At 73.5% G+C, this 24,473-nt stretch carries 21 protein-coding genes; 13 read left to right on the top strand and 8 right to left on the bottom strand.

Translation table 11 applies throughout. From position 1 onward, the window contains the following. Positions 1–26: 26 nt before the first annotated feature. Positions 27–1,496, bottom strand: a complete 1,470-nt coding sequence (gene cysC, locus ACA514_RS05545) for an adenylyl-sulfate kinase (RefSeq protein ID WP_375039907.1) — start codon at positions 1,494–1,496, stop codon at positions 27–29. Positions 1,497–1,601: 105 nt separating this feature from the next. Continuing rightward, positions 1,602–2,486: a class I SAM-dependent methyltransferase gene (locus ACA514_RS05540; RefSeq protein WP_375039906.1), complete on the bottom strand. Its 885-nt coding sequence runs from the start codon at positions 2,484–2,486 to the stop codon at positions 1,602–1,604. A gap of 240 nt (positions 2,487–2,726) precedes the next feature. Between ACA514_RS05540 and mfd the strand changes: the two genes are divergently transcribed. The 7 genes from mfd (at position 2,727) to ACA514_RS05505 (ending at position 12,311) form a co-directional block, all read left to right on the top strand. Then, complete coding sequence (gene mfd / locus ACA514_RS05535; protein ID WP_375039905.1) at positions 2,727–6,353, top strand: transcription-repair coupling factor; 3,627 nt, start codon at positions 2,727–2,729, stop codon at positions 6,351–6,353. Between the two features lie 86 nt (positions 6,354–6,439). After that, a complete protein-coding gene (locus tag ACA514_RS05530; protein ID WP_375039904.1) occupies positions 6,440–7,108 on the top strand; it encodes a hypothetical protein in 669 nt (222 codons plus the stop codon). Positions 7,109–7,157: 49 nt separating this feature from the next. After that, positions 7,158–8,141, top strand: coding sequence for a MazG family protein (locus ACA514_RS05525; RefSeq protein WP_375039903.1), 984 nt, complete (start codon positions 7,158–7,160; stop codon positions 8,139–8,141). A gap of 70 nt (positions 8,142–8,211) precedes the next feature. Further along, entirely contained in the window at positions 8,212–10,596 is a 2,385-nt protein-coding gene (locus tag ACA514_RS05520) for a penicillin-binding protein (RefSeq protein ID WP_375039902.1), read from the top strand. Between the two features lie 81 nt (positions 10,597–10,677). Then, entirely contained in the window at positions 10,678–11,622 is a 945-nt protein-coding gene (locus ACA514_RS05515) for an NADP-dependent oxidoreductase (RefSeq protein WP_375039901.1), read from the top strand. Between the two features lie 59 nt (positions 11,623–11,681). Beyond that, positions 11,682–11,888 carry a hypothetical protein gene (locus ACA514_RS05510; RefSeq protein ID WP_375039900.1) on the top strand — a complete coding sequence of 69 codons (207 nt, stop codon included), beginning with the start codon at positions 11,682–11,684 and terminating at the stop codon, positions 11,886–11,888. Positions 11,889–11,954: 66 nt separating this feature from the next. Next, positions 11,955–12,311: a tetratricopeptide repeat protein gene (locus ACA514_RS05505; RefSeq protein WP_375039899.1), complete on the top strand. Its 357-nt coding sequence runs from the start codon at positions 11,955–11,957 to the stop codon at positions 12,309–12,311. Between the two features lie 72 nt (positions 12,312–12,383). Here ACA514_RS05505 and ACA514_RS05500 read toward each other — a convergent pair whose 3' ends face one another. From ACA514_RS05500 to ACA514_RS05485, 4 genes are all read right to left on the bottom strand, one after another. Continuing rightward, a complete protein-coding gene (locus ACA514_RS05500) occupies positions 12,384–13,730 on the bottom strand; it encodes a sensor histidine kinase (protein ID WP_375039898.1) in 1,347 nt (448 codons plus the stop codon). Between the two features lie 218 nt (positions 13,731–13,948). Next, the gene (locus ACA514_RS05495) at positions 13,949–14,896 is read right to left on the bottom strand and encodes an ABC transporter permease (protein WP_375039897.1); all 948 of its coding nucleotides are present in this window, start codon (positions 14,894–14,896) and stop codon (positions 13,949–13,951) included. Beyond that, the gene (locus ACA514_RS05490) at positions 14,886–15,695 is read right to left on the bottom strand and encodes an ABC transporter ATP-binding protein (protein ID WP_375039896.1); all 810 of its coding nucleotides are present in this window, start codon (positions 15,693–15,695) and stop codon (positions 14,886–14,888) included. The genes ACA514_RS05495 and ACA514_RS05490 overlap by 11 nt, the downstream gene beginning before the upstream one ends. Further along, positions 15,692–16,741: an ABC transporter substrate-binding protein gene (locus tag ACA514_RS05485; RefSeq protein ID WP_375039895.1), complete on the bottom strand. Its 1,050-nt coding sequence runs from the start codon at positions 16,739–16,741 to the stop codon at positions 15,692–15,694. The genes ACA514_RS05490 and ACA514_RS05485 overlap by 4 nt, the downstream gene beginning before the upstream one ends. A gap of 218 nt (positions 16,742–16,959) precedes the next feature. Here ACA514_RS05485 and eno point away from each other — a divergent pair, with 218 nt between their 5' ends. The 4 genes from eno to ACA514_RS05465 all read left to right on the top strand — a co-directional run bounded on the left by eno (position 16,960) and on the right by ACA514_RS05465 (position 20,404). Beyond that, on the top strand, positions 16,960–18,246 hold the full coding sequence (gene eno / locus ACA514_RS05480; RefSeq protein ID WP_375039893.1) for a phosphopyruvate hydratase: 1,287 nt from the start codon (positions 16,960–16,962) through the stop codon (positions 18,244–18,246). 7 nt (positions 18,247–18,253) lie between these two features. Then, positions 18,254–18,691: a septum formation initiator family protein gene (locus ACA514_RS05475; RefSeq protein ID WP_375039892.1), complete on the top strand. Its 438-nt coding sequence runs from the start codon at positions 18,254–18,256 to the stop codon at positions 18,689–18,691. Between the two features lie 112 nt (positions 18,692–18,803). After that, positions 18,804–19,457, top strand: coding sequence for a DUF501 domain-containing protein (locus ACA514_RS05470; RefSeq protein ID WP_375039891.1), 654 nt, complete (start codon positions 18,804–18,806; stop codon positions 19,455–19,457). After that, on the top strand, positions 19,454–20,404 hold the full coding sequence (locus ACA514_RS05465; RefSeq protein WP_375039890.1) for an exopolyphosphatase: 951 nt from the start codon (positions 19,454–19,456) through the stop codon (positions 20,402–20,404). The genes ACA514_RS05470 and ACA514_RS05465 overlap by 4 nt, the downstream gene beginning before the upstream one ends. A 35-nt stretch (positions 20,405–20,439) precedes the next feature. Here ACA514_RS05465 and ACA514_RS05460 read toward each other — a convergent pair whose 3' ends face one another. Then, positions 20,440–21,210 carry a DUF2510 domain-containing protein gene (locus ACA514_RS05460; protein WP_375039889.1) on the bottom strand — a complete coding sequence of 257 codons (771 nt, stop codon included), beginning with the start codon at positions 21,208–21,210 and terminating at the stop codon, positions 20,440–20,442. A gap of 173 nt (positions 21,211–21,383) precedes the next feature. On the opposite strand from ACA514_RS05460, the gene ACA514_RS05455 reads away from it, so the two are divergent. Continuing rightward, positions 21,384–22,181, top strand: coding sequence for a uracil-DNA glycosylase (locus ACA514_RS05455; protein WP_375039888.1), 798 nt, complete (start codon positions 21,384–21,386; stop codon positions 22,179–22,181). Between the two features lie 21 nt (positions 22,182–22,202). On the opposite strand, the gene ACA514_RS05450 is transcribed toward ACA514_RS05455, so the two are convergent. Then, a complete protein-coding gene (locus ACA514_RS05450; RefSeq protein ID WP_375039887.1) occupies positions 22,203–22,841 on the bottom strand; it encodes a DUF4232 domain-containing protein in 639 nt (212 codons plus the stop codon). A 268-nt stretch (positions 22,842–23,109) separates the two neighbouring features. Between ACA514_RS05450 and ACA514_RS05445 the strand changes: the two genes are divergently transcribed. Next, complete coding sequence (locus tag ACA514_RS05445) at positions 23,110–24,459, top strand: NAD(P)/FAD-dependent oxidoreductase (protein WP_375039886.1); 1,350 nt, start codon at positions 23,110–23,112, stop codon at positions 24,457–24,459. Positions 24,460–24,473: the final 14 nt, after the last annotated feature.

Below are 24,473 nucleotides of genomic sequence, written 5' to 3'. Positions count from 1 at the left end.
TCTACGCCTCGTGGGGCGAAAGAGGACTACTCGGGACGGACCCAGCCGCCCGCGACCAGCAGGTCGAGGACCCGCCCGACCGCCTCGTCCGGCGCCATCGCCGAGGTGTCCAGCGCGAGGTCGGCGTCGTCCGGCACCTCGTACGGGTCGGAGATGCCGGTGAACTCCGGGATCTGCCCGGCCCGCGCCTTGGCGTACAGGCCCTTGCGGTCGCGCCGCTCGCACTCCTCCAGCGGCGTCGAGACGTGCACCAGGACGAAGTCGCCCGCCGCCGACACCATCCGCCGCACCTCCGCGCGGGTCGCCGCGTACGGGGCGATCGGCGCGCAGATCGCCACCCCGCCGTGCCGGGTGATCTCCGCCGCGACGAACCCGATCCGCCGGATGTTCAGGTCGCGGTCGGCCTTGGAGAACGTCAGGCCCGCCGACAGCATCCGCCGCACCACGTCCCCGTCGAGCAGCGTGACCGTCCGGCCGCCGCGCTCGACCAGCGCGTCCGCCAGCCCCCGCGCCACCGTGGACTTGCCCGACCCCGACAGGCCGGTGAAGAACACCGTGACGCCGCGCGAGTGCTTGGGCGGCCGGGCCCGCGCCAGCTCCGCGGCGACCGCCGGCGGGGTGAACCAGTCCGGGACGGGCTCGCCGGCGTCCAGCAGCTCGCCGAGCCGCTCGGCGGTCAGCTCGGCCTGCACGTGGTCGGGCTCGATCCGCGCGACCGGGCGCCAGATCTCCACGTCGGCGTCATAGGCCCACGGCTCGGGCACCACGACCGGGATCGCGGCGTCCTCGATCTCCTGCTCGGCGAGCAGGTGCGTGGCGCCGTACGCGGCGGCGACGTGCGCGCGCAGCAGCAGGTCGCGCCCGTCGTCGCCGCGGCGGGGAAGCGGCACCGGGATGATCCGCGTCCCGTCCGGCAGCTCCTTGCGGACGCCCAGCAGCGCCCGGACGAGCGACTCGTCGTGCTCGCCGCTCAGCAGCGGCAGTACCAGCACCCCGGCGCCGAGCTGCTCGGCGACCTGCCGGATCTGGCCGAGCTGCTTGCGGTGCAGGGGTTCGCGGGCGGCGACCGCGAGGACGGGGCCGTCCACCGGGTCCAGCTCGTCGGGGCGGCGGCGCAGGGAGTGGAACGGTCCGTGCGCGGGGGAGCGGAGGGCCCGCAGCGGCCCCGCGAGCCGCCAGCCCTGCGACGTCGGGTCCTGCCAGGCCTCGGCGACCTCCAGCACGGCCAGCGGCACGCCCTCCGGGTCCTGCAGGACGATCCGCTCGTGCGCGGTCAGCTCCTTCGGCACCGACAGGGTGACCGGCACCGGCCACGGCGTCCCGTCGGCGAGCCGGCCGCCGGCGATCACCATCGCGGCGTCGAACGAGCCGAGGAAGCCGGTCAGCGGCCGGTACACGCCCGCGAGCAGCAGCTCCAGGTCGGCGAGCTCCACCGCGTCCGGGGCCCACCCGGGCAGGTCGCGCAGCGTGTCGGGAAGGCCGGCTTCGGCGGTCACCGCGGTCTCCGATCCCGCCCGGCGCGGGCGCCGGGCCGATGCAGGTCAAGGGTCGATTTCCGCCAAATTACTGCGGTCGCGGCGGTGCCCGCATCCCCGGCCCCGTCAGATGACCCGGGCGAACCGGTTCTCCGGCTTGCGGATGACGAGGGTGATGTCGCTGTGGTCTGCGGTGAGGCGCCCCCGGCTGGCCTTCGCCACCAGCCGGCACAGCAGGTCGGTGAGGCCGGTTCCGGCCCCGAGCGCGTCGATGGCCTGCCGGGAGGCGTACTCCTCGGAGATCATCAGCCCGCGCATCACGCAGTACCACTGCATGCCCTGCCGGGACGCGACCTTGTCGTAGATCGCGGGCGGCGGCTGCGGCGGCCGGGCCCGTCCGGCGCGCGGCTCGGGCGGCGCCGTGCGCTCCTCGGGCCGGCCCTCCCGCGCGAGCGCGGCCGGTTCGGCCGCCGGGCCCGCGGTCTCCGCCGCGCCGTCGGCGGGGGCGGGGACGCGGGCGTGCGCGCCGCGCGCGGCCCGGGCGGGACGCGCCCGCCTGCGCCGGCCGGCGGCGTGCATCCAGCGCGGAAGGTGGCGGTCGAGGAAGCCGAACGCGGTGTCGCGGTCGCGCAGGTGGACGAGCAGCAGCCCGCCCGGCTTGAGCGCGGCGACGAACCGGTCGAGGACGAGTTCGGCGTGCGGGACCCGCTCGACCAGGTAGCTCGCGTGCACGATGTCGTAGGCGCGCGGCGGCATCGGGACCGTGCGCAGGTCGCCGAGGTGCCACTCGTCGAGGTCGGGCCGCTCGCAGGCGTGCGCGCGCAGCTCCGGGGACTCCAGGTCGACCCCGGTCACCAGGCGGTCGCGGCCGCCGAGGTCCAGTCCGGTGCCCCAGCCGCAGCCCGCCTCCAGGATGTGGATCCGCTGCAGGGGCTTCTCCAGTGCGTACTGCCTCGCGCGTTCTGAGAAGAGATCGCCGTCGTTGACCGGCGGCGTACGCAGATCGGTCACAATCTCGCAGCGTAATCGTCCGACTGCGCTCTGTCCGCTATTTGCGCATTCTTGGTAACCGCCGTGTCGCCCTCCGCGAACCGCCCCGTCCGGCGCGCGTCCCGCGTCCCGCCTGCGGTATCTCCAGCGCGAGGGCCGTCGGGGGGCGCGTAGTCTGGTACGGGTACCGGGTCCGCTCGCGGATTTCCGGTGCTTCGGGCTGCCCTGCCCCTCGGGGTGAATGCGAACTTACGGGCGAATATGACGCTTTCTGGACTTGTTGATCTTGCGTGCGCCGACCCTGAACTGGACCGCGCGCTGAAGCAGGCGGGCCTCGACACCGAGATCGTCGCGCCCCCCGCCACCTGGCCGATCCTCGCCGCGGCGCTGAGCCGCGCGGTCGGCGCCGCCTCCGGCGGCCCCGGCGGGCGGCACGGCGTGGTGCTGGCGGTGACCGCGACCGGCCGCGAGGCCGAGGACCTCACCGCCGCGCTGACCAGCCTGATCGGCGCGGGCCGGGTGGCGCACTTCCCGGCCTGGGAGACGCTGCCGCACGAGAAGCTGTCGCCCCGCTCCGACACGGTCGGGCAGCGGCTGGCGGTGCTGCGCCGGCTCGTCCACCCGAACGCGGCCGACGCGCCCACCGAGGAGGAGGCGGGAGCGGACGTCCCCGGCAAGGGCGGCGCGCTGGACGTCGTCGTCACGCCGGTCCGCGCCGTCCTGCAGCCGATCGTGTCGGGCCTCGCGGACCTGGAGCCGGTCCGGCTCGTGTCCGGCGGGGACGCCGACATGGACGACACCGTCCGCCGCCTCGTGGACGCCGGGTACCACCGCGTCGACCTGGTCGAGAAGCGCGGCGAGCTGGCCGTGCGCGGCGGCATCCTGGACGTGTTCCCGCCCACCGAGGAGCACCCGCTGCGGGTGGAGTTCTGGGGCGACACCGTCGAGGAGATCCGCTACTTCAAGGCCGCCGACCAGCGGTCGCTGGAGGTCGCGCAGGACGGGCTGTGGGCGCCGCCCTGCCGCGAGCTGCCGCTGACCGAGAAGGTCCGCGAGCGCGCGCGGCTGCTGGCGCGGGAGCACCCGGCGCTGGAGGAGATCCTCGGCCGGATCGCCGACGGCGACACCGTCGAGGGCATGGAGGCGTTCTCGCCCGTCCTCGCCGAGAGCATGGAGCTGCTCACCGACCTGCTGCCGGAGGGCTCGGCGCTGCTGGTGTGCGAGCCCGAGCGCATCCGCACCCGCTCGGTCGAGCTGGTCCGCACCAGCCAGGAGTTCCTCGAGGCGAGCTGGGTGAACGCCGCCGCCGGCGGCGAGGCGCCCATCGACCTCGGCGCCGCCGCGTTCCGGTCGCTGGAGGAGGTGCGGCTGCACAGCACCGAGCTGGGCCTGCCGCGCTGGAGCGTCACCGCGCTGAACCCCGGAACGCGCGGCGGGGACGGCACCGGCGAGCCCGGCGGCCAGTCCCTCGTGGAGGAGCAGGCCGAGGCGCTGGCCCTCGGCGTGCACGCGGCCGAGGCGTACCGCGGCGACACCACCCGGGTCGTCGGCGACGTCAAGGGCTGGATCGACGGCGGCTGGCGGGTCGTCATGGTCACCGCCGGGCACGGTCCGGCCGAGCGGCTCGTCCAGCTCGTCGGCGAGGAGGGCCTCGGCGCGCGGCTGACCGACCTGCCCGGGGCGCCCGAACCGTCCGTCGTCAACGTCGCGACCGGGCTGCTGGAGACCGGCTTCGTCTGGGAGTCGGTCAAGCTCGCGGTGCTGACCGAGACGGACCTGTCCGGCCAGAAGTCCTCCACCAAGGACGTCCGCCGGATGCCGTCGCGGCGGCGCGGCGGCATCGACCCGCTCCAGCTCAAGCCCGGCGACTACGTCGTCCACGAGCAGCACGGCGTCGGACGGTACGTGGAGATGGTCAGCCGGACGGTGCAGGGCGCCACCCGCGAGTACCTGATCCTGGAGTACGCCAAGAGCGACCGGCTGTTCGTCCCGACGGACCAGCTGGAGGAGCTCACCCGCTACGTCGGCGGCGAGGCGCCCAGCCTGCACCGGCTCGGCGGCGCCGACTGGCAGAAGGCCAAGTCCCGCGCCCGCAAGGCCGTCAAGCAGATCGCCGGGGAGCTGATCCGGCTGTACTCGGCGCGGATGGCGAGCCCCGGGCACGCGTTCGGCGCCGACACCCCGTGGCAGCGCGAGCTGGAGGACGCCTTCCCGTACGTGGAGACGCCCGACCAGCTCGCCGCCATCGACGAGGTCAAGGGCGACATGGAGAAGCCCGTCCCGATGGACCGGCTGATCTGCGGCGACGTCGGCTACGGCAAGACCGAGATCGCGGTCCGCGCGGCGTTCAAGGCCGTCCAGGACGGGATGCAGGTCGCGGTGCTGGTGCCGACGACGCTGCTCGTCCAGCAGCACCTGTCGACGTTCAGCGAGCGGTTCGCGGCGTTCCCCGTCGTGGTGAAGCCGATCAGCCGGTTCCAGACCGACGGGGAGATCGACGCGACGCTCCAGGGCCTCGCCGACGGCACCGTCGACGTGGTGGTCGGCACGCACCGCATCCTGTCGGCGCAGACGAAGTTCAAGAAGCTCGGCCTGGTGATCATCGACGAGGAGCAGCGGTTCGGCGTCGAGCACAAGGAGGAGCTGAAGCGGCTGCGCACGCAGGTCGACGTCCTCGCCATGTCGGCGACGCCGATCCCGCGGACGCTGGAGATGGGCCTCACCGGCATCCGGGAGATGTCCACGATCCTCACGCCGCCGGAGGAGCGGCACCCGGTGCTGACGTTCGTCGGCCCGTACGAGGAGAAGCAGATCGCCGCCGCGATCCGCCGCGAGCTGCTGCGCGAGGGCCAGGTGTTCTTCGTGCACAACCGGGTCCGGTCGATCGACAAGGTCGCGGCGAACCTCGCCAGGCTCGTCCCGGAGGCGCGGGTCGCGACCGCGCACGGCCAGATGAACGAGCACGAGCTCGAGAAGGTCATGGTCGACTTCTGGGAGAAGAACTACGACGTGCTCGTCGCGACGACGATCGTGGAGTCGGGGCTGGACGTCCCGAACGCCAACACGCTGATCGTCGACCGCGCCGACATGTACGGGCTGTCGCAGATGCACCAGCTGCGCGGGCGCGTCGGCCGCGGCCGGGAGCGCGCCTACGCCTACTTCCTCTACCAGCCGGAGCAGCCGCTGACCGAGACCGCGCACGAGCGGCTCGCGACGCTGGCGCAGCACACCGAGATCGGCGCCGGCATGTACGTCGCGATGAAGGACCTGGAGATCCGCGGCGCCGGCAACATCCTCGGTGCCGAGCAGTCCGGGCACGTCGCGGGCGTCGGGTTCGACCTGTACGTCCGGATGGTCGGCGAGGCCGTCCGGGACCTGAAGGAGGGCGGCGCCGCGCCGGAGGCCGTCGAGACCAAGGTCGAGCTGCCCGTCGACGCGCACCTGCCGCACGAGTACGTGCCGGGGGAGCGGCTGCGGCTGGACGCCTACCGGCGGATCGCGGCGATCACGTCCGAGGACGAGATCGGCGCCGTGCACGACGAGCTGAAGGACCGGTTCGGGCCGCTGCCCGTCCCGGTGCTGAACCTGCTGGAGGTCGCCCGGTTCCGGGCCAAGGCGCGCCGGGCCGGGCTGTCCGACGTCACCGTCCAGGGCAACCACATCAAGTTCATGCCGGCGCGGCTGCCCGACTCCCGGCAGGTCCGGTTGCAGCGGCTCTACCCGAAGAGCATCCTGAAGCCCGCCACCGACACGCTGCTGGTGCCCGCGCCGAAGACGGCGCCGCTCGGCGGCCGCCCGCTGCGCGACCAGGAGCTGCTGAAGTGGGCGACCGACCTGGTCGAGGCGCTGTTCCTGGAGGCCTCGCCCGCGCCCGCCGGGCGGGGATAGGCTGCCCCGGACCCCAGTGATCGGGAACGCGGCGGTCCCGGCTGCGCCGGGCGGCCTGCGGCGACGAACGACGAGACGAGGATTCCGTGCCCGGTAAGTCCCTGAAGGTAGCGGTGGCCGCCGTCGTGGCGGCCGGCGCGCTGGCCGGCTGCGGCGGCCAGACCCGCGTCGGCAGCGCCGCCGTCGTCGGCGGCGACCGCATCACCGTCACCTCCCTCGACCGGACCGTCCGGGACTGGCGCGGCCAGTTCAAGGACGACCCGATCGCGAACCAGATCCGGGCGAACTCCGGCGGCCTCGCGCCGGACCTCGGCGGCCAGGACTCCGAGACGGACATGCAGGGCGCGCTGAGCCTGCTGGTGAACTTCCGCGTCGCCGACCGGGTCGCCCGGCGGGCGGGGGTGTCGGTGCCGGACGGGCTCGCCGACCAGACCGCGGCGCTCATGGACCAGCGCGGCGGCGCCGCGTCGATCACGCTGGCCAGCGGGCTGCCGCGGTCGCGCGCCCGCGACCTGGCGCGCTTCATCGCCACGCAGACCGTGGTGATGCAGAAGTTCGGCGCCGACCTGGACAACGCGCAGAGCCCGCTGACGCAGCGGGCCGCGCAGCAGTGGGGACAGCTGTTCCAGCAGACCGCGGACGGCATGCACATCGAGATCAACCCGAGGTTCGGCCGGTACGACCCGGCGAAGGTCGACATCGGCCCCGTCGTCTACAAGCTGTCCTCCGCCGAAACGGGTACCGCAGGAACATGAGCGGAGCGAACGGGGGGTGCGGGGGGTCGTCCCCCCGCAGGGGGAGCGCATGAGCCTGACGTTGCTCGCGACCACGCACCGGGTCGCGCCGGGACTGCTGACCTGGAAGGCGTGGGACGTGCTCCGCTCGGCGGGGCGGGTGCTCGTGCGGCCCGGCCATCCGCTGCTGCCGTACCTGCGCGACGCCGGGGCCGCCGCCGAGGAGACGGCCGTCCCGGATCCGGCCGCGCTGGTCGCCGCCGCGCGGGACGGGGACGTGGTGTGGGTCGCGGCGCCGGAGGGCGACGAGGACCTGATGCGCGAGATCGGCGCCCTCGTCGTGCACGACCCGCTGGACGTCGAGGTGCTGCACGGCTCCTACGACCTGCCCGGCGCGCGGCTGCTCGACCTCGTCGCGGTGATGGACACGCTGCGCCGCGACTGCCCGTGGGACCGCAAGCAGACGCACGAGACCCTCGTCCCGTACCTGCTCGAGGAGGCCTACGAGGTCCTCGACACGATCGAGAACGGCGACTACGGCGCGTTGCGCGAGGAGCTCGGCGACGTGCTGATGCAGGTGGCGTTCCACGCGGTGGTGGCCGCCGAGCGCACCGACGAGACCGCGTTCACCGTCGACGACGTCGCCGCCGGGATCGTCGACAAGCTCGTCCGGCGGCATCCGCACGTGTTCGGGGACGTGTCGGTGTCCGGCGCCGACGAGGTCAACGCGAACTGGGAGCAGATCAAGGCGGCCGAGCGGGCGGAGAAGAGCGGCGCGGAGGCCTCGGCGCTGGACGGCGTCGCGATGGGCCAGCCGTCGCTGTCGCTGGCGGCGCAGCTGCACCGCCGCGCCGGCCGGATGGGCGCCCCCGGCGATCTCGCGCCGTCCACCGGTCAGGACGCCGGCACCGGGGACGACCTGGGAATACGCCTATTCGCCCTGGTCCGGGAGGCCGCTGATCGCGGACTCGACGCCGAAGCGGAGTTGCGGGCCGTTTCCCGGGTATTCCGCGATCGTGTCAGAGCGTGGGAACGACGGCGGCAGCGCGACTGATTCGGGGAAATCCGGGCGGAACATCGCCGATGGGGTGGTCCGGCCGGAGACGCACGTTTACAGTGAGCGCGTGCCGAACGGGGCCGAGGACGGCGGCGGGGACGGGTACCGGTCACCGGTGCGCCGCCGGCGCCGGGTGCTGACGGCCTCCACGACCCCCGCCGAGAAGCTCCGCGCGCTGCGCGGCCTGGGCGTCCTCGGCGGGCTCGCCGGGCTCATCGTCGCGCTGATGGTGCTGCCGGCCGCCTGCACGGCCGGGGTCGACGCCCGCGACTCGGCCCGCTGGTTCGACGGCGTCCCCGCCGACCTGGACACCTCCGGCGTGCCGCAGCGGTCCCGGATCCTCGCCGCCGACGGCACCCCCGTCGCGACGTTCTTCTACCAGAACCGGGTCGACGTCCGGTTCGACGCGATCGCGCCGATGGTCCGCAAGGCGGTCGTGGCGATCGAGGACAGCCGCTTCTACGAGCACGGCGCCATCGACGCGCAGGGCACGCTGCGGGCGCTGGTCAGCGACCTCGGCAGCGGGGCGGTCACGCAGGGCGGGTCCGGCATCACCCAGCAGTACGTGAAGAACCTGCTGCTGACCCAGGCCGACTCGGCCACCGAGCGGAGGGCGGCCAAGGAGATCTCGGCGGCCCGCAAGATCCGCGAGCTGCGGTACGCGGTGGCGGTGGAGAAGCGCTACTCCAAGGACGAGATCCTGCGGCGGTACCTCAACATCGCCTACTACGGCGCGGGCGCCTACGGCATCGAGGCGGCGTCGCGCCGCTACTTCTCCAAGCACGCCTCGCAGCTGAACCTCGCCGAGGCGTCGCTGCTGGCCGGGATCGTCCGGTACCCGTTCGCCTACGACCCGACCCGGCACCCCGAGGCGGCCCGCCAGCGGCGCGACACCGTCCTGCAGCGGATGGCCGACCTCGGCTACATCGACCAGGCCACCGCGACCGCCACCGAACGGCAGCCGATCAAGCTGCACGTCCAGGACGTCAAGAGCGGCTGCGTCACCAGCGAGGCGCCGTTCTTCTGCGACTACGTCCAGCGCGACATCCTCGCGAACCCGGTGTTCGGCAAGACGGCCGGCGACCGGGAGAAGCTGCTGAAGCGCGGCGGCCTCACCATCCGCACCACGCTGGACCGGAAGGCGCAGAAGGCCGCGCAGCGCGCCGTCGACGCGCACGTCCCGGCGAAGAACTCCGCGCACAAGGCCGCCGCCGAGGCGATGGTGGAACCCGGCACCGGCAGGGTCAAGGCGATGGTCGTCGACCGCCGGCTCGGCTCCGACAAGGTGCGCGGCAAGACCTGGATCAACTTCGCCGCCGACGCCGACCACGGCTCCAGCATCGGCATGCAGGCCGGGTCCACGTTCAAGGTCTTCACGCTGGCCGCCGCCCTCGACGAGGGCCTGCCGTTCGGCACCCGGCTGATGGCGCCCAAGGAGTTCACGCCGGTCGGCTACCGCGACTGCAAGGGCAACCGGGTCGGCGACCCGGGCACCTCGCTGCACAACGCGGGCGACGGCGAGGGCGGCAAGCCGTTCAGCATCGTCACCGGCACGCACCATTCGGTGAACACCTTCTTCCTCGCGCTGGAGAAGAAGGTCGGGCTGTGCGCGACCGTCAAGATGGCCGAGAAGTTCGGCATGAAGCAGGCCACCGGCAAGCCGCTGCAGCAGTACCCGTCGTTCACGCTCGGCATCAACCCGGTCTCGCCGGTCCGGCTGGCCGCCGCCTACGCCGCGTTCGGCGCGCGCGGGAAGTACTGCTCGCCGGTCGCGATCGCGCAGATCACCGACGCGTCCGGGCACCGGCTGAAGGTGCCGAGCGCGCACTGCGAGCAGGCCGTGGACAAGGAGACCGCCGACGCCGTCAACTACGTGCTGCGCGGCGTGCTCACCAAGGGCACCGCCGCCGGGCAGGGCATCGGCCGCCCCGCCGCCGGCAAGACCGGCACCGTCGACGACTTCTCCGCCGCCTGGTTCGCCGGCTACACCCCGGACCTGGCGTCCGCCGTCTGGGTCGGCGACCCGCGCGGCGGCTACAAGTACCCGATGACCGACCTGTGCATGGACGGCCGCTGCTACGGCCCCGTCTACGGCGCGACGATCCCGGCGCCGATCTGGCACCAGAGCATGATCGGCGCGCTGGAGGGCACGGCCGGGTCGCCGTTCGTCCAGCCGCCCCCGCACTTCTTCAGCAAGGGCACCGGCGAGGAGCGCGCCAAGCTGCCGGACGTGCGCGGGCTGAAGGTCGGCGACGCCGCCGCCAAGCTGCGCGGCGCCGGGTTCAAGGTGCGGATCGGCGACCCCGTCAAGTCCGAGTACCCCAAGGGGACGGTCGCCGGCGTCTCGCCGTCGTCGCCCCGGCCCGGCGACACGATCACGCTGCGCCCCAGCAGCGGCAAGCAGAAGCACCGCGACGAGGCGGGCGGCCGGCGCCACGGACTACCCGGCTGACCTGCGCTTCCGTGTGATCGCCGACCGCCTGGGTAGATCATCTGGCGGGGATCCCAGAACGCAGTCCATCGGGGGGACGTCATGCGAGCCATCGCCGTGTCCGAATACGGCGCCACACCGGCGCCCACGCACCTGCCGCGCCCGGAGCCCGGGCCCGGCGAGATCCTGGTCAAGATGATCGCGGCGGGCCTCAACCCGGTCGACTGGAAGATCGCCGACGGGATGCTGAAGGACTCCGCCGAGGCCCGGTTCCCGCTCATCCTCGGCCAGGACGGCGCCGGCGTCGTCGAGGCGGTCGGCGAGGGCGTCACCCGGCTGCGGCAGGGCGAGCAGGTGTACGGGATGTTCCGCGACGTCGAGCGCGGCATCGGCAGCTACGCCGAGTACGCGCTGGCCGCCGAGGACGGCCCGGTCGCCCGGATGCCCGAGGGCATGATCTACACGCAGGCCGCGGCGGTGCCGACCGCGTGCGCCACCGCCCTGGCGATGGTGGACGAGGCGAACCTCGACACCGGCCAGACCGTCCTCGTCGTCGGCGCCACCGGCGGCGTCGGGCAGGCGCTCGTCCAGCTCGCCGCCCGCACCGGCGCCAAGGTCATCGCCACCGCCCGCGACGACATGGCCGGCACGATCCGCCGCCTCGGCGCCGCCGAGACCGTCGACCACTCGATGGGCGACCTCAACGACCAGGTGCTCCGCGTCCACAACGACGGCATCGACGCCGTCCTCGACGTGGTCAGCGACGCCCAGGGCACTGAGCGCCTCGCGCAGCTCCTGCGTCCCGGCGGCGTCTACCTCAGCAGCATCTGGGCGGTGAACCCCGACGCCATGCAGGCCCAGGGCCTGCGCGGGATCAACCGGGGCGGCGAACCGTCCGCCGACGTGCTGGACCGGCTCGCCGACCTGATCGACGCGAGCGAGCTGCGGGTGATGATCGAGCGGGAGGTCCCCCTGGAGGCGGCGGGCGACGCGCTCGCCGACAACCGCGCCGGCGGCGCGCGCGGCAAGACCGTGATCAGGATCTAGGTGATCGCGGCGCCTGGGCGGGCATGCAGGCACTGCCGAACCCCGACAAGGAGGGCCCCATGAACGACGACGAGAAGCGCGCCCGGCTCCGCGACCTGGACGCGAACATCTCCCGGCTGCGCGCCGAGCTCCCGCCGCCGAACGGCGACGCCGCCGACTTCGTCGACGCCGGCCAGAACCTCGCCGCCCGCGAGGAGCTCGCCGGCCAGATCGAGTCGCTGGAGAACGAGCGGCAGCGGCTCCGCGACCAGCTCGGGATGACCTGACCCGCGGGAACAAACGGCCCCGCCACCCGGTTTCGAGTTGCGTCGAGCAACCCGGAAGGGGGCCCCATGACCACCTACGAGGACTTCCAGCGCGCCACCCTGTTCTTCGACGCGAAGGACTACGCGGGCGCCGCGCGCCTGCTCGCCCCCATCGCCGCCGAGAACCCGGGCAACCGCGCCGTGCGGGAACTGCTGGCCCGCGCCTACTTCCACAGCGCCCAGCTCGGCCGCGCGGAGGACGCCTTCCGCCGCCTGGTCGACCTCGACCCCTGCAACGGCTGGGCCTACGAGGCCCTGGCCCGCACCCTCGAACGCCGCAGCCGCCATGGCGAGGCCCGCACCTACCGCAACATGGCCCAGGCCATGGGAGTGGACCCCGCCGACAAGGTCGACGTCTCCCTCACCGCCGCCAACCTGGCCTGACCCCGGCGGAACATATACGCCGGCTCGCCCGCCGGTTGACAGGCCGTTTCCCGCGGAGCGGTAAACGGCCTGTCAACCGTGACGGGAGCTCGCAGGCGGGGCGCCCTCCTGGGGGAGTCTCAACACGAAGCGGGCGCCCTCCTCGTCCGCCTGGCGGTCGGCGAGGACGAGCGAGCCGCCGTGGGCGGCGGCGATGTCGCGGGAGATGGCGAGGCCGAGGCCGGTGCCGCCGGCGTCGCGGTGCCGGCCCTCGTTGAGGCGGGTGAAGCGCTCGAAGACGCGCTCGCGGTCCTCGGGTTCGATGCCGCGGCCGTCGTCGATCACCTCGACCACGGCGGTGGCGGGCTCCTCGGTGCAGACGATCACGGTGACGGCGGATCGGGCGTGCCGGTCGGCGTTGTCGATCAGGTTGGTGAGCAGCCGGGACAGCTCGGAGCGTCCGCCGGACACCGTCACCGGGCCCTCCGAGAGTACGGTGACGCGGGCGCGGCGGGGGCGGCGGAGCACCTCCTCGTCCGCCAGCTCGGTCAGGTCCACGGTCTCGCGCGGGAAGTTGCGGTCGGCCTCCAGCCGGGCGAGCGCGAGCAGGTCGTCCACCACGGCGCCGACCCGGTCGGTGTTGCTGAGCAGGGCGCGCAGCGTGTCGGGCAGGTCGGTGGCGTCCGGGTCGGCGAGCGCCAGCTCCAGCTCCATCCGCAGGCCGGCGAGCGGGCTGCGCAGCTCGTGCGAGACGTCGACGACGAACGCGCGCTGCCGCGCGACCGCCTCCTCCAGCCGTTCGAGGGTGGCGTTGATGCTGTCGGCGAGCACCGCGATCTCGTCGCGGCGGTTCGGCACCGGGACGCGGCGCTGGATGTCGGTCGCGGTGATCTCGTCCAGCTCCCGGCGGATCGCCTCCACCGAGCGCAGCGTCTGGCCCGCCGACAGCCACGTCCCGTAGCCGACGAGCCCGGTGACCGCGGGGATGGCGAGCGCCAGCAGCGCCGCGAGCAGCGGGCGCGGGAACAGGCCCGGCTCGGGCGCGAGGGTGAAGACGAAGTCCTGGTCCGGGCCGGGCAGTCCCACCCGGAACTCGACGATGCGGAAGCACGGGCCGCCGGGCGCGTCGACGGCGCAGCTGCTGCCGTCGCGGCGGTCGTCGCCGGGCGGGGGCCGGGGGAAGGCCAGCGGGGGCCGGCCCAGCATGGTGGGGCTGGCCGCGATGACGCGGTGCCGGTCGTTCACCACCTGGGCGAGCGTCTTGTCGGCGGCGGTGTAGACGTTCGGTGTCGGCAGCGCGTTCGCGTGGATCAGCGTCCCGATGCGGCGGCCCTCGCGGGACAGGTCGTCGCTGATGTCGGTCTCGACGTCCCGCCTGATCAGCCACAGGCAGGCCACGTAGGCGAGCGTGGTCAGCAGCAGCGCGACCAGCGCCGCCATGGCCGTCACCCGGGTCCGGATCCGGGGGCCGTGCAGCGCGACCCGCCACACCCAGCGGGTCAGGACCGCTGGGAGCCGGCGGGACCGGACACCGATGACGACCTCCCGGGTAGGTTGCCGATACCCGGTGTTTCTTGCCTGAGCAGGGCAAACGCGACCGTGGGCGGCGGGTAAAAGATCGGTTGCCCCGCCCGGCCGGGGGCGGCCGCCCCGGCCGGTCAGTCGTCCAGTCCCCAGCGGCTGCGGATGGCCCGGTCCACCACCCCGAACAGCTGGTCGATCACGATCCCGATGATCAGGATGACGATCATGTAGGAGATCATGCCGGGCGCGTCGTTGAACTCGCGGGCCTGCGCCAGCAGCACGCCCAGCGAGGTGGTGCTGCCGATGATCACCAGCAGCTCGCCGGCCATCAGGCTGCGCCACGCGAACGCCCAGCCCTGCTTCAGCCCGGCGACGAACGACGGCAGCGACGCGGGCATGATCAGGTGCCGGTACAGGTTCGGCCCGCGCAGCCCCATCACCTTCCCGGCGCGCAGCAGGATCGGCGGGGTGTAGTCGACGCCCGCGATCAGCCCGTTGGCGATGGACGGCGCCGCGCCCAGCACCACCACGAAAAGGATCGCGCTCTCGCTCAGCTTGAACAGCATGATCGCGAGGGGGAACCAGGCGATCGACGGCATCGTCTGCAGCCCGGTGATCAGCGAGCCGAACGCGCGGCGCAGCACCCGGAACTGCGACACCAGCGCGCCGATCACCACGCCGAAGGCGACCGAGACGGCGTACCCGATCAGCGCCCGCTGCATGGTGAGGCCGACGGCGCTCCAGAAGGAGGAGGTCGTGACGTGGTCCCAGAGCACCGGGAGCGTGTCCTTGGGCCCGGGCAGGACGTAGGACGGCTTCCACCCGCTCCACACCACGACCTGCCAGGCGAACAGCCCGATCAGGACGGCCGTGATGATCGGCCAGACCGCCGACCAGGCGCGCTCCAGCGTCCGGCCGCGGGTGCCGCCGCCGAGTTCGAGGGCGTCCAGCCCGGCCAGCTCCCGGTTCAGCCGCCCGTCCGGCGCGCCGGTGCCCGCGGGGACCGTGTCCACCGGGGCCTTGCCGGGTTCGGGGGCGTCCGGGGGTGGTGCGTCGTGCCGGCTCGTGGTGTCATGCGCCATGGCGGCCGACCTCCTCTCGCAGCCGGTCGGTGATGGCCGCGGCGAGTTCGGCGACCTCGGTGGAGTCGATCCGCCGGGGCCGCTCGAACGGGACGGGGAACTCCTGCACGACCCGGCCCGGCCGGCTGCTGAGCAGCACCACCCGGTCGCCGAGCCGCACCGCCTCGCGGACGTTGTGCGTGACGAACAGGACGGTGAGCCCGCGCTCGCGCCAGATCCGCTCGATCTCGTCGTGCAGCAGGTCGCGGGTCATCGCGTCGAGGGCGCCGAACGGCTCGTCCATCAGCAGGACGGTGCCCCGTCCGCCGGAGCCGTTGCCGTCGTCCTCGGTCAGGGCGAGCGCGCGCGCGAGCGCGACGCGCTGGCGCATGCCGCCGGACAGCTGGTGCGGGCGCTTCTTGGCGAACCCGCCCAGGTGCACCGAGTCGAGCAACTCGGCGGCGCGGGGCCGCCGGTCCGGGCGGGGGACGCCGCGCATCTTCAGCGCCAGCTCGATGTTCGCCGTGACGTTCAGCCAGGGGAACAGCGCGGGCTCCTGGAACATCAGGGCGACCCGCGCGCCCTCGGTGTCGATGGTCCCCGCGCTGACCCGGTCGAGCCCGGCGACCAGGTTCAGCAGCGTGCTCTTGCCGCAGCCGGACGCGCCGAGCAGGCAGACGAACTCGCCGGGTGCCGCGTCCAGCGACACCTGGTCGAGCGCGAGCAGGGACGAGGTCCCCGACCCGAACGCCTTGGAGACGCCACGAAGCCGGACCGCTGCCGCGGTCCGGCTCGGGGCGGCCGTGACGGCCTCTGTCATTTGTCGCTGACCTGTGCCTTCCCGCTCGCCTTGAGCACGTCGTTGAGGGGGCCGAGGCTGTAGATCCCGCCCAGGTCGGTCTTCTGCAGCAGGCCGATCTGCTCGGCGTGCTGGGCGCCCGCGGTCAGCGAGGACGCGACCGGGTCGACGGTGAAGGTGATCGACTTGAACGCCGAGCTCAGCACGGCCGGCTTCAGCGGCTTGCCGCTCAGCTTGGTGAGCGCGTCGTTGGTGACCTTCTCGGCGTCGGCCTTGTTCTGGTTGATGTAGTCGGTGGCCTCGACGACGCCCTGCAGGAGCTTCTTCACCACGTCCGGGTGCTTCTTCTCGAACTCCTGGTTGACCAGCAGGTTGGTGATGACGAACTTGCCGCCGGGCCACAGCGACGCCTCGTCCAGCAGCTTGACGCCCTTGTCCTCCTGGATCAGCCGGGAGGCGTACGGCTCGGGGACCCAGGCGCCGTCGATGGTGCCCTGCTCGAAGGTCTGCAGCGTCTGCGCGTTCTCCTGCGGGACGATCTTGACGTCGCCGCTGCCGTCCTTGTTGGCGGTGAGCCCCTGCTGCTTGAGCCAGTAGCGGGCCGCGACGTCCTGGGTGTTGCCGAGCTGCGGGGTGGCGATCTTCTTGCCCTTGAGGTCCTGCGCGCTCTTGATCCCGGGCTTGACGATCAGCGCGACGCCGCCGGAGGCCGCGCCGGAGATGATGTGCACCGCCTTGCCGTGGGACTGCGCCCAGGCGTTGATGGACGGGTTCGGGCCGACGAAGGTCGCGTCGATCGCGCCGGAGAACAGCGCCTCGACGGCCGCGGGGCCGGCGTTGAAGGTGGCGGTCTTCGGGGCCTTGCCGAGGTGCTTGGCGAAGATGCCCTTCTCGACGCCGACGAGCGCGGTGGCGTGCGTGATGTTCGGGAAGTACCCCAGCTTGAGCTGGGGGTCCGCACCGGACTTGGCGTCGCCGCCGTCGTCGCCACAGGCGCTGAGCGTGCCCGCGCCGGCCAGGACGATCAGTGCCGCGGCGGCCGCGCGCCATCGGAGTCTGCGATGCATTGTCACTTATCCCTACTTACCAAGTGTGTTTGACGTGCTTAGTAGATAAGGTGGGCAATGATTCCGTCAAGTCGCTTGCGCGGCACCGTCCGCTAACGGCCGCCGCCCCCGGCGGTGGAGGCCCCGGCCCAACGGCGAGCCAGTTGGGCGGCGCGGGGGCCCCGCGGGATAGGCTCGGTGACCGCACCGATTCGTCCCGCACCACCAGGGGGTTGCCCGTGTCGTCCATCGAGGCCGTACTCGCCCGGGAGATCCTTGACTCCCGCGGCAATCCGACCGTCGAGGTGGAGGTGCTGCTCGCCGACGGGACCGAGGCCCGCGCCGCCGTCCCGAGCGGCGCGTCCACCGGGCAGTTCGAGGCGGTCGAGCTGCGCGACAAGGGCGAGCGGTACGGCGGCAAGGGCGTGCGGAACGCCGTGAAGGCCGTCAACGAGACCATCGACGAGAAGCTCGTCGGCTACCCCGCCTCCGACCAGCGGCTGATCGACCAGCTGCTGATCGACCTCGACGGCACCCCGGCCAAGTCCGAGCTCGGCGCCAACGCGATCCTCGGCGTCAGCCTCGCCGTCGCCAAGGCCGCCGCCGACTCCGCCGGGCTGCCGCTGTTCCGCTACGTCGGCGGGCCGAACGCGCACCTGCTGCCCGTCCCGATGATGAACATCCTGAACGGCGGCGCGCACGCCGACAGCAACGTCGACGTCCAGGAGTTCATGATCGCGCCGATCGGCGCGGCGACCTTCGCCGAGGCGCTGCGCTGGGGCGCCGAGACCTACCACGCGCTGAAGGCGGTGCTGAAGTCGCGCGGCCTCAGCACCGGGCTGGGCGACGAGGGCGGGTTCGCGCCGGACCTGCCGAGCAACCGGGACGCGCTCGACCTGATCCTCGAGGCCATCGGCAAGGCCGGCTTCACCCCCGGCCGCGACATCGCGCTCGCCATGGACGTGGCGGCCAGCGAGTTCTTCGCCGACGGGCAGTACGCCTTCGAGGGCACCAAGCGCTCGTCCGACGACATGGCCGCCTACTACGGCGAGCTGCTCGGCAACTACCCGCTCGTCTCCATCGAGGACCCCCTCGACGAGGAGGACTGGACCGGCTGGGAGGGCCTGACCGCCGCCATCGGCGAGCGCGTCCAGCTCGTCGGCGACGACCTGTTCGTCACCAACCCCGAGCGCCTCGGCCGCGGCATCGCGTCCGGCGCCGCGAACGCGCTGCTGGTGAAGGTCAACCAGATCGGCACGCTCAGCGAGACCCTCGACGCGGTGTCGCTCGCGCAGACCAGCGGCTACCGCTGCATGATGAGCCACCGGTCCGGCGAGACCGAGGACACCACGATCGCCGACCTCGCCGTCGCCACCAACTGCGGCCAGATCAAGACCGGCGCCCCGGCCCGCAGCGACCGCGTCGCCAAGTACAACCAGCTGCTGCGCATCGAGGAGCTGCTGGACGACGCGGCCCGCTACGCCGGCGCCGCCGCGTTCCCGCGCTTCGACGCGCAGGGCGCCTGACCGCCCCGTGTCCCGGGACGAGCGGGACGACCCCCGGGGAGAGGACTCCCCGGGGGCCGGTGCGCGCCGCGCCAGCCCGGCGCTGACGAGCCGCGCCGCGATCCTCGCGGTGGTGATGTGCGCGATCGCGCTGAGCCTCGCCTACCCTGTGCGCGAGTACATCGCGCAGCGCAAGGAGATCTCCGATCTGCAGCGCAAGCAGGCCGCCGCCCGCAAGAAGGTGGACGAACTCGCCCAACGCAAGCGGCAACTGGGGGACAAGTCGTACATTGAGCGTGAGGCGACGCGGAGGCTCCACTACTGCCGCCCGGACGTGACGTGCTACATCGTGCTGGACGGCGGCGGAGACGGCGGGCGCACCGCCCGCAAGGGCGGCCCGGCGAACAGGCCTCCGTGGTATGAGACGTTGTGGCGGTCGGTGGAGACCGCCGACAGGCCGCGCTGATCCTGTCCCGCGGCACGGCGGGCGGGACGGACGGCCGCGACCGGCGGGTGGGGCCGGGCGCGGGCGGACCGGCGGCGCGGCACGGACGGATCAAGGTCGCGGGTGGGGACGGATGATCGACGAACGTTGCACAGGGGGATCCGGGGGCGCGTCCCCCGGGACGGCCCGCACGGCCGGGGCGGCGGGCGCCGCGAGCGAACCGGCGTCCGGGCGCGACCTCGCTGCGGTGGCGGAGCAGCTCGGCCGCGAGCCGCGCGGCGTCCGCGGGGTGGCCTACCGCTGCCCGTGCGGGCTGCCGGCCGTGCTGGAGACGGCGCCGCGGCTGCCGGACGGCACCCCGTTCCCGACGCTGTTCTACCTGACCTGCCCGAAGGCCGCGTCGGCGATCGGCACGCTGGAGGGGAGCGGCGTCATGCGGGACATGCAGGCGCGGCTCGCCGACGACCCGGCGCTCCGGGCCGAGTACGCCGCCGCCCACGAGGACTACCTGCGCCGCCGCGCCGAGGCGGCCCGCGAGGACGGCCTCGAACCGCTCCCGGACGGCATGCAGAGCGCGGGCGGGATGCCCGAGCGGGTCAAGTGCCTGCACGCCCTGATCGCGCACGAGCTGGCGGTGCCGGGCGCGAACCCGTTCGGCCGCGAGGCCCTGGCGGCGCTGCCCGAATGGTGGCGCTCCGGGCCGTGCGCGTGCGCCGGCTCCGATGCCCCCGGCGCCCGCCCGGACCCCGCCGCCCAGGACGCCCCCGACGCCGAGGAGGCCAAGTGACGCGCGTCGCCGCCATCGACTGCGGGACCAACTCGGTCCGCCTGCTGATCGCCGACATCGTCACCGGGCCGGACGGCGGGAAGCTCACCGACGTGGAGCGCCGGATGGAGATCGTCCGGCTGGGGGAGGGCGTCGACGAGACGGGCCGGCTGTCGCCCGCCGCGCTGGAGCGCACCTTCACCGCGATGCGCGGGTACGCCGAGCTGATCGAGCGGCACGGGTCGCGGGCCGGCGAGGGCCCGATCAAGACGCGGGTCGTCGCGACCAGCGCCACCCGCGACGCCGAGAACCGGGCCGACTTCGTCAGCGGCGTCGTCGAGATCTTCGGCACCGTCCCCGAGGTGGTCAGCGGGGACGAGGAGGCGGCGCTGTCGTTCACCGGCGCCACCCGCGAGCTCGCCGAACTGCGCCCCGCCCGCCCCTACCTGGTGGTCGACATCGGCGGCGGGTCCACCGAGTTCGTGCTCGGCAGCTCGGCGGTGCAGGCGGCCCGGTCGGTCGACATCGGCTGCGTCCGGATGACCGAGCGGCACCTGCGCGACGGCGACCCGCCGTCGCCCGAGCAGATCTCCAACGCGGTCGCCGACATCGACGCCGCGCTGGCCGAGGTGCGCCGCACGGTGCCGGTGGACGAGGCGCGCACGCTGGTCGGCCTCGCCGGGTCGGTCACGACGGTCTCCGGGATCGCGCTGGACCTGCCGGAGTACGACTCGGACCGCATCCACCTGTCCCGGGTCACCGCCGCGCAGGTGCACGAGGTGACGCGGCGGCTGCTGCACGCCACGCGGGCCGAGCGGGCGGAGATCGGCGTCATGCACCCGGGCCGGGTCGACGTGATCGGCGCGGGCGCGCTGATCCTCGACCGGATCATGCGGGAGTACGGCTTCGGCGCGGTCGTCGTCAGCGAGCGCGACATCCTCGACGGGATCGCCTGGTCGCTGGTCTAGCTCCGGGCCGTCCGGCACCCGGTGCCGCGCGGCGGTCAGCTCTTGAGGTCGGACAGCAGCGCGGGGATCAGCACCGCGTTCGGGTTCTGCTGCGGGACGTACAGGACGGGCGTGGGGCCGCCGGCCTGCCGGATCCAGACCCGCCCGCCGTCCACGATCGCGCCGGAGATCGACGCCCAGCTCAGCGACACCCGGTTGCCCCGCACGCCGCCGGGGTGCACGGTGAGGCCCTGCGCGACGTCGACCGACTCGCCCGCCCGGACGTGCGCGGCCAGCTCGCCGACCAGCCGCGGCTCCGCGCACGCCTGGCAGAGCCGGATCAGCCGCCCCCAGACCGTCTCCGGCTCGGCCACCCCGTCCGCCTCGATGACGACCTCGACCCGCGGCCCGCCGTGGAACGGGTACCGGCCGGCCTGGAAGATCCACCGGGTGCCGGGGGCCTGGCCGGATCCGGCCGGGAGCTGCGCGGCCCAGTAGGCGACCCATTCGACGTGCGGCCACGCCAGCCCCGCCTCTCCGTACGCGACGCCCTGCTCGTTGGCCTGCAGGCGCACCCCGTGCACGGTGGCGTCCACGGACGGGACGGCGAGCGGCCCGACCCACGAGGGCTGCCACCCGGGACCGGCGCCCTGCCCGGGCCCCTGCGCGTACGCCGGCCCGTGCGCCGGCCCGTACGCCTGCTCCGACGTGCGCGGACGCGGCGGGCGGTCGGGTTCGGGGTTCAGGCGGTCGGTCCAGGCCCGGCCGTCCCACCAGCGCAGGCTGCCGGTTCCGTACGGGTCGGGATACCAGCCCGGTTGCGACAAGGCATGCCTCCGCTCGGCATTGGCGCACGCCGGACGCCCCGCGCCCCCGACCGGCGGAACGCATCGTACCGAGGGCGCCCACGGGGCGTGCGAGGATCGAGTGCATGACGGATGCTCCAGAGGCCGCCGCCGGGGGGCCCGGGGGGTCGTCCCCCGGAACTCACCCGCCTTATGTGCGACCTGGGACGGGATGGCCCGAGGACCCCGCCGCGCGGGACACGCCCGTCGCGCACGGCGCCGGCGAGGTGATCGAGCTGGCCGCCGGGGCGCCGGACCTGGACGGGCTGTGCGCGCGGCAGTCGGTGTGCCGGGCGTGCGACCGGCTGGTGGAGTGGCGGGAGAAGGTCGCGGTGCAGCGGCGCCGCGCGTTCGCCGCCGAGGAGTACTGGGGGCGCCCGGTCCCCGGATGGGGCGACCCGGAGCCGCGCATCCTGATCGTCGGGCTGGCGCCCGCGGCGCACGGCGGCAACCGCACCGGCCGGATCTTCACCGGCGACCGGTCGGGCGACTGGCTGTTCGCCTCGCTGCACCGGGTCGGGCTGGCGTCGCAGGCGACGAGCGTCCGCGCGGGCGACGGGCAGCGGCTGATCGGGGCGCGGATGGCCGCGACGGTGCGGTGCGCGCCGCCCGACAACAAGCCGACGCCGCTGGAGCGCACGACGTGCCTGCCGTGGCTCGCGCGCGAGGTCGAGGACGTCGCGGCGAGCGTCCGCTGCATCGTGTGCCTGGGCGGTTTCGCCTGGCAGGGCGTGTGGCCGGCGCTGAAGCAGGCCGGGTACGACGTGCCGCGGCCGCGCCCGAAGTTCGGGCACGGCGCGGAGGTCGAGCTGGCGCCGCCGCCCTCGGCGGACGGCCGCGGTCCGGTGCTGCTCCTCGGGTGCTACCACCCCAGCCAGCAGAACACCTTCACCGGCCGGGTCACCGAGGACATGCTGGACGCGGTGTTCGTCCGCGCTCGCGACCACGCCTAGCGCGCCGCGCGGCGGGCCGGGTCAGAGCTTGCCCAGCTCGATCGGCGAAAGCCGGATCTGGCCGTGCTGGCAGGCGGGGCCGCCGACCCAGTCCACGGTGATGTGCGTGGTCTGGTTCGGCGGGATGACGTGCAGCGCCTTGGCGGTGGGCTGGCACTGCGCGCCGCCCTCGCCGTCGCCCGGGACGACGCCCCAGTGCAGCTGCTCGTAGGCGGAGGCGCCGGCCGGGATCGTGATCGTGCGGGCGGTGCCCTCGCGGACGACGTTCGTCGGGAGCGCGCCGTTGGCGTTGACGAGGCCGAGCCCGGACCAGCCGCCGGTCACGCAGGACGACCCGGACTTGTTCTCCAGCTGGAGCGTGGCGTACCGCTGGCCGGCCCCCGGGTTCCCGTTGGAGTACACCGACGCGTTGAAGTCGGAGGTCGTGCAGTGCCGCGTCCCGGCGGCGCCGTTGGGGCGGGAGCCGTTGCCGGTTCCGGTCGTGGTACCGCCGCCCCCGCCGGTTGCGCTACCCTTGGGGGACCCGCCGTCCTGCGTGGACGAACTGGGGGCCGTGCTGCCGTTCGAGGAGCTGGGGCTGGCGCTGAAGCTGGCGTCGCATCCGGTCAGAGCGGCGGCCAGTGCTGTAGCGGCCACGGTTCCCCAGATGATTCGTTTCATGTTCGCGCGTTCCCCTTCGTGGTGGGAGTCGTCGACGGTGGGCCAGGGCCCTGGCCAAGCGGTCCCGTCCGGTCGTGACCGGCCCTCTCCGGTCACCGTCCGCGGTCGCTGGGCGCCCCCGTGCGGCCCTGTCCCGGTCCGTCGTCTTCCTGCTCGGTACGTACGGTGAGATGCCGGGGCCTCCGGGGAAGTTCGCGCCTTCGGATGATCTTTCCGATGTGACGAGGGCGGCGGTGATCCGACCGCGTATGCGGGTATCGCTCCCGTTATGCCTTCCGAGCGCAAGCACATCGTGATCGTCGGCGGCGGCTACGTCGGCATGTACACGGCCCTGCGGCTGCAGAAGCGGCTGCGCGGCGAGCTGCGGCGCGGCGAGATCGCCGTCACCGTCATCGACCCCCAGTCCTACATGACCTACCAGCCGTTCCTGCCGGAGGCGGCGGCCGGGAACCTGGAGCCGCGGCACGTCGTGGCCCCGCTGCGCCGCGTCCTGCCGCGCTGCCGGATCGTCAACGGGTACGTCACGAGGATCGACCACGCCTCGCGCAGCGTGACCGTGCGCCCGGCCGGCGCGCAGACCGCCGGGGTGCCGGAGCGGACGATCGGCTACGACCGGCTGGTGGTGGCCCTCGGCTCCATCTCCCGCACGCTGCCGATCCCGGGCCTCGCCGAGTGCGGGATCGGGTTCAAGACCGTGGAGGAGGCCATCTTCCTGCGCAACCACGTGCTGCACCAGCTCGACATCGCCGCCTCCAACCCGGGCGACGAGGACGTCCGCAGGCGGGCGCTGACGTTCGTGTTCGTCGGCGCCGGGTTCGCGGGCATCGAGGCGCTCGCCGAGCTGGAGGACATGGCCCGCGACGCCTGCCGGTTCTACCCGGACATCGAGCCGTCCGACATGCGGTGGATGATGGTCGAGGCGACCGACCGGATCCTGCCGGAGGTCGGCCCCGAGATGGGCCGGTGGACGACCGAGGCGCTGCGCGGTCGCGGCATCGAGGTGAAGCTCGAGACGCTGCTGAAGTCCGCGGAGAAGCGGCACATCGTGCTGAGCGACGGCGAGGAGTTCGACGCGGGCACCCTGGTGTGGACGGCCGGGGTGAAGCCGCACCCCGTCGTCAAGGACAGCGACCTGCCGCTGGACGGCAAGAGCCGGATCAGGACGACCGACGAGCTGACCGTCGAGGGCCTCGACGGCGTCTACGCGGCCGGCGACAACGCGGCCGTCCCGGACCGGTCCGGCTTCGCCGAGTTCACCGCGCCGAACGCCCAGCACGCGGTGCGGCAGGCCAAGCGGCTGGCCGACAACATCGCGGCGGACGTGCACGGCCGGCCCCGCAAGCGGTACGAGCACAAGTACGTGGGGTCCGTCGCCAGCCTGGGCCTGCACAAGGGCGTGGCGAACGTCTACGGGCTGAAGCTGCGCGGGCTGCCCGCCTGGGTCATGCACCGCACGTACCACCTGTCGCGGATGCCGACCGTCAACCGGAAGTTCCGCATCACCGCGGACTGGACGCTCGCGCTGTTCTTCCGGCGCGAGATCGTCTCGCTCGGCGAGCTGGAGTGGCCGCGCCAGGAGTTCGAGCTCGCGGCGGGCCGGCGGACGGAGTCCGACTGAAGACGGAGTCGGAC

It is taken from the genome of Actinomadura sp. NTSP31 (assembly GCF_041951385.1).
GTDB classification, from domain to species: Bacteria; Actinomycetota; Actinomycetes; order Streptosporangiales; family Streptosporangiaceae; genus Spirillospora; species Spirillospora napierensis.
This window is presented reverse-complemented; position numbering and strand designations above follow the sequence as displayed.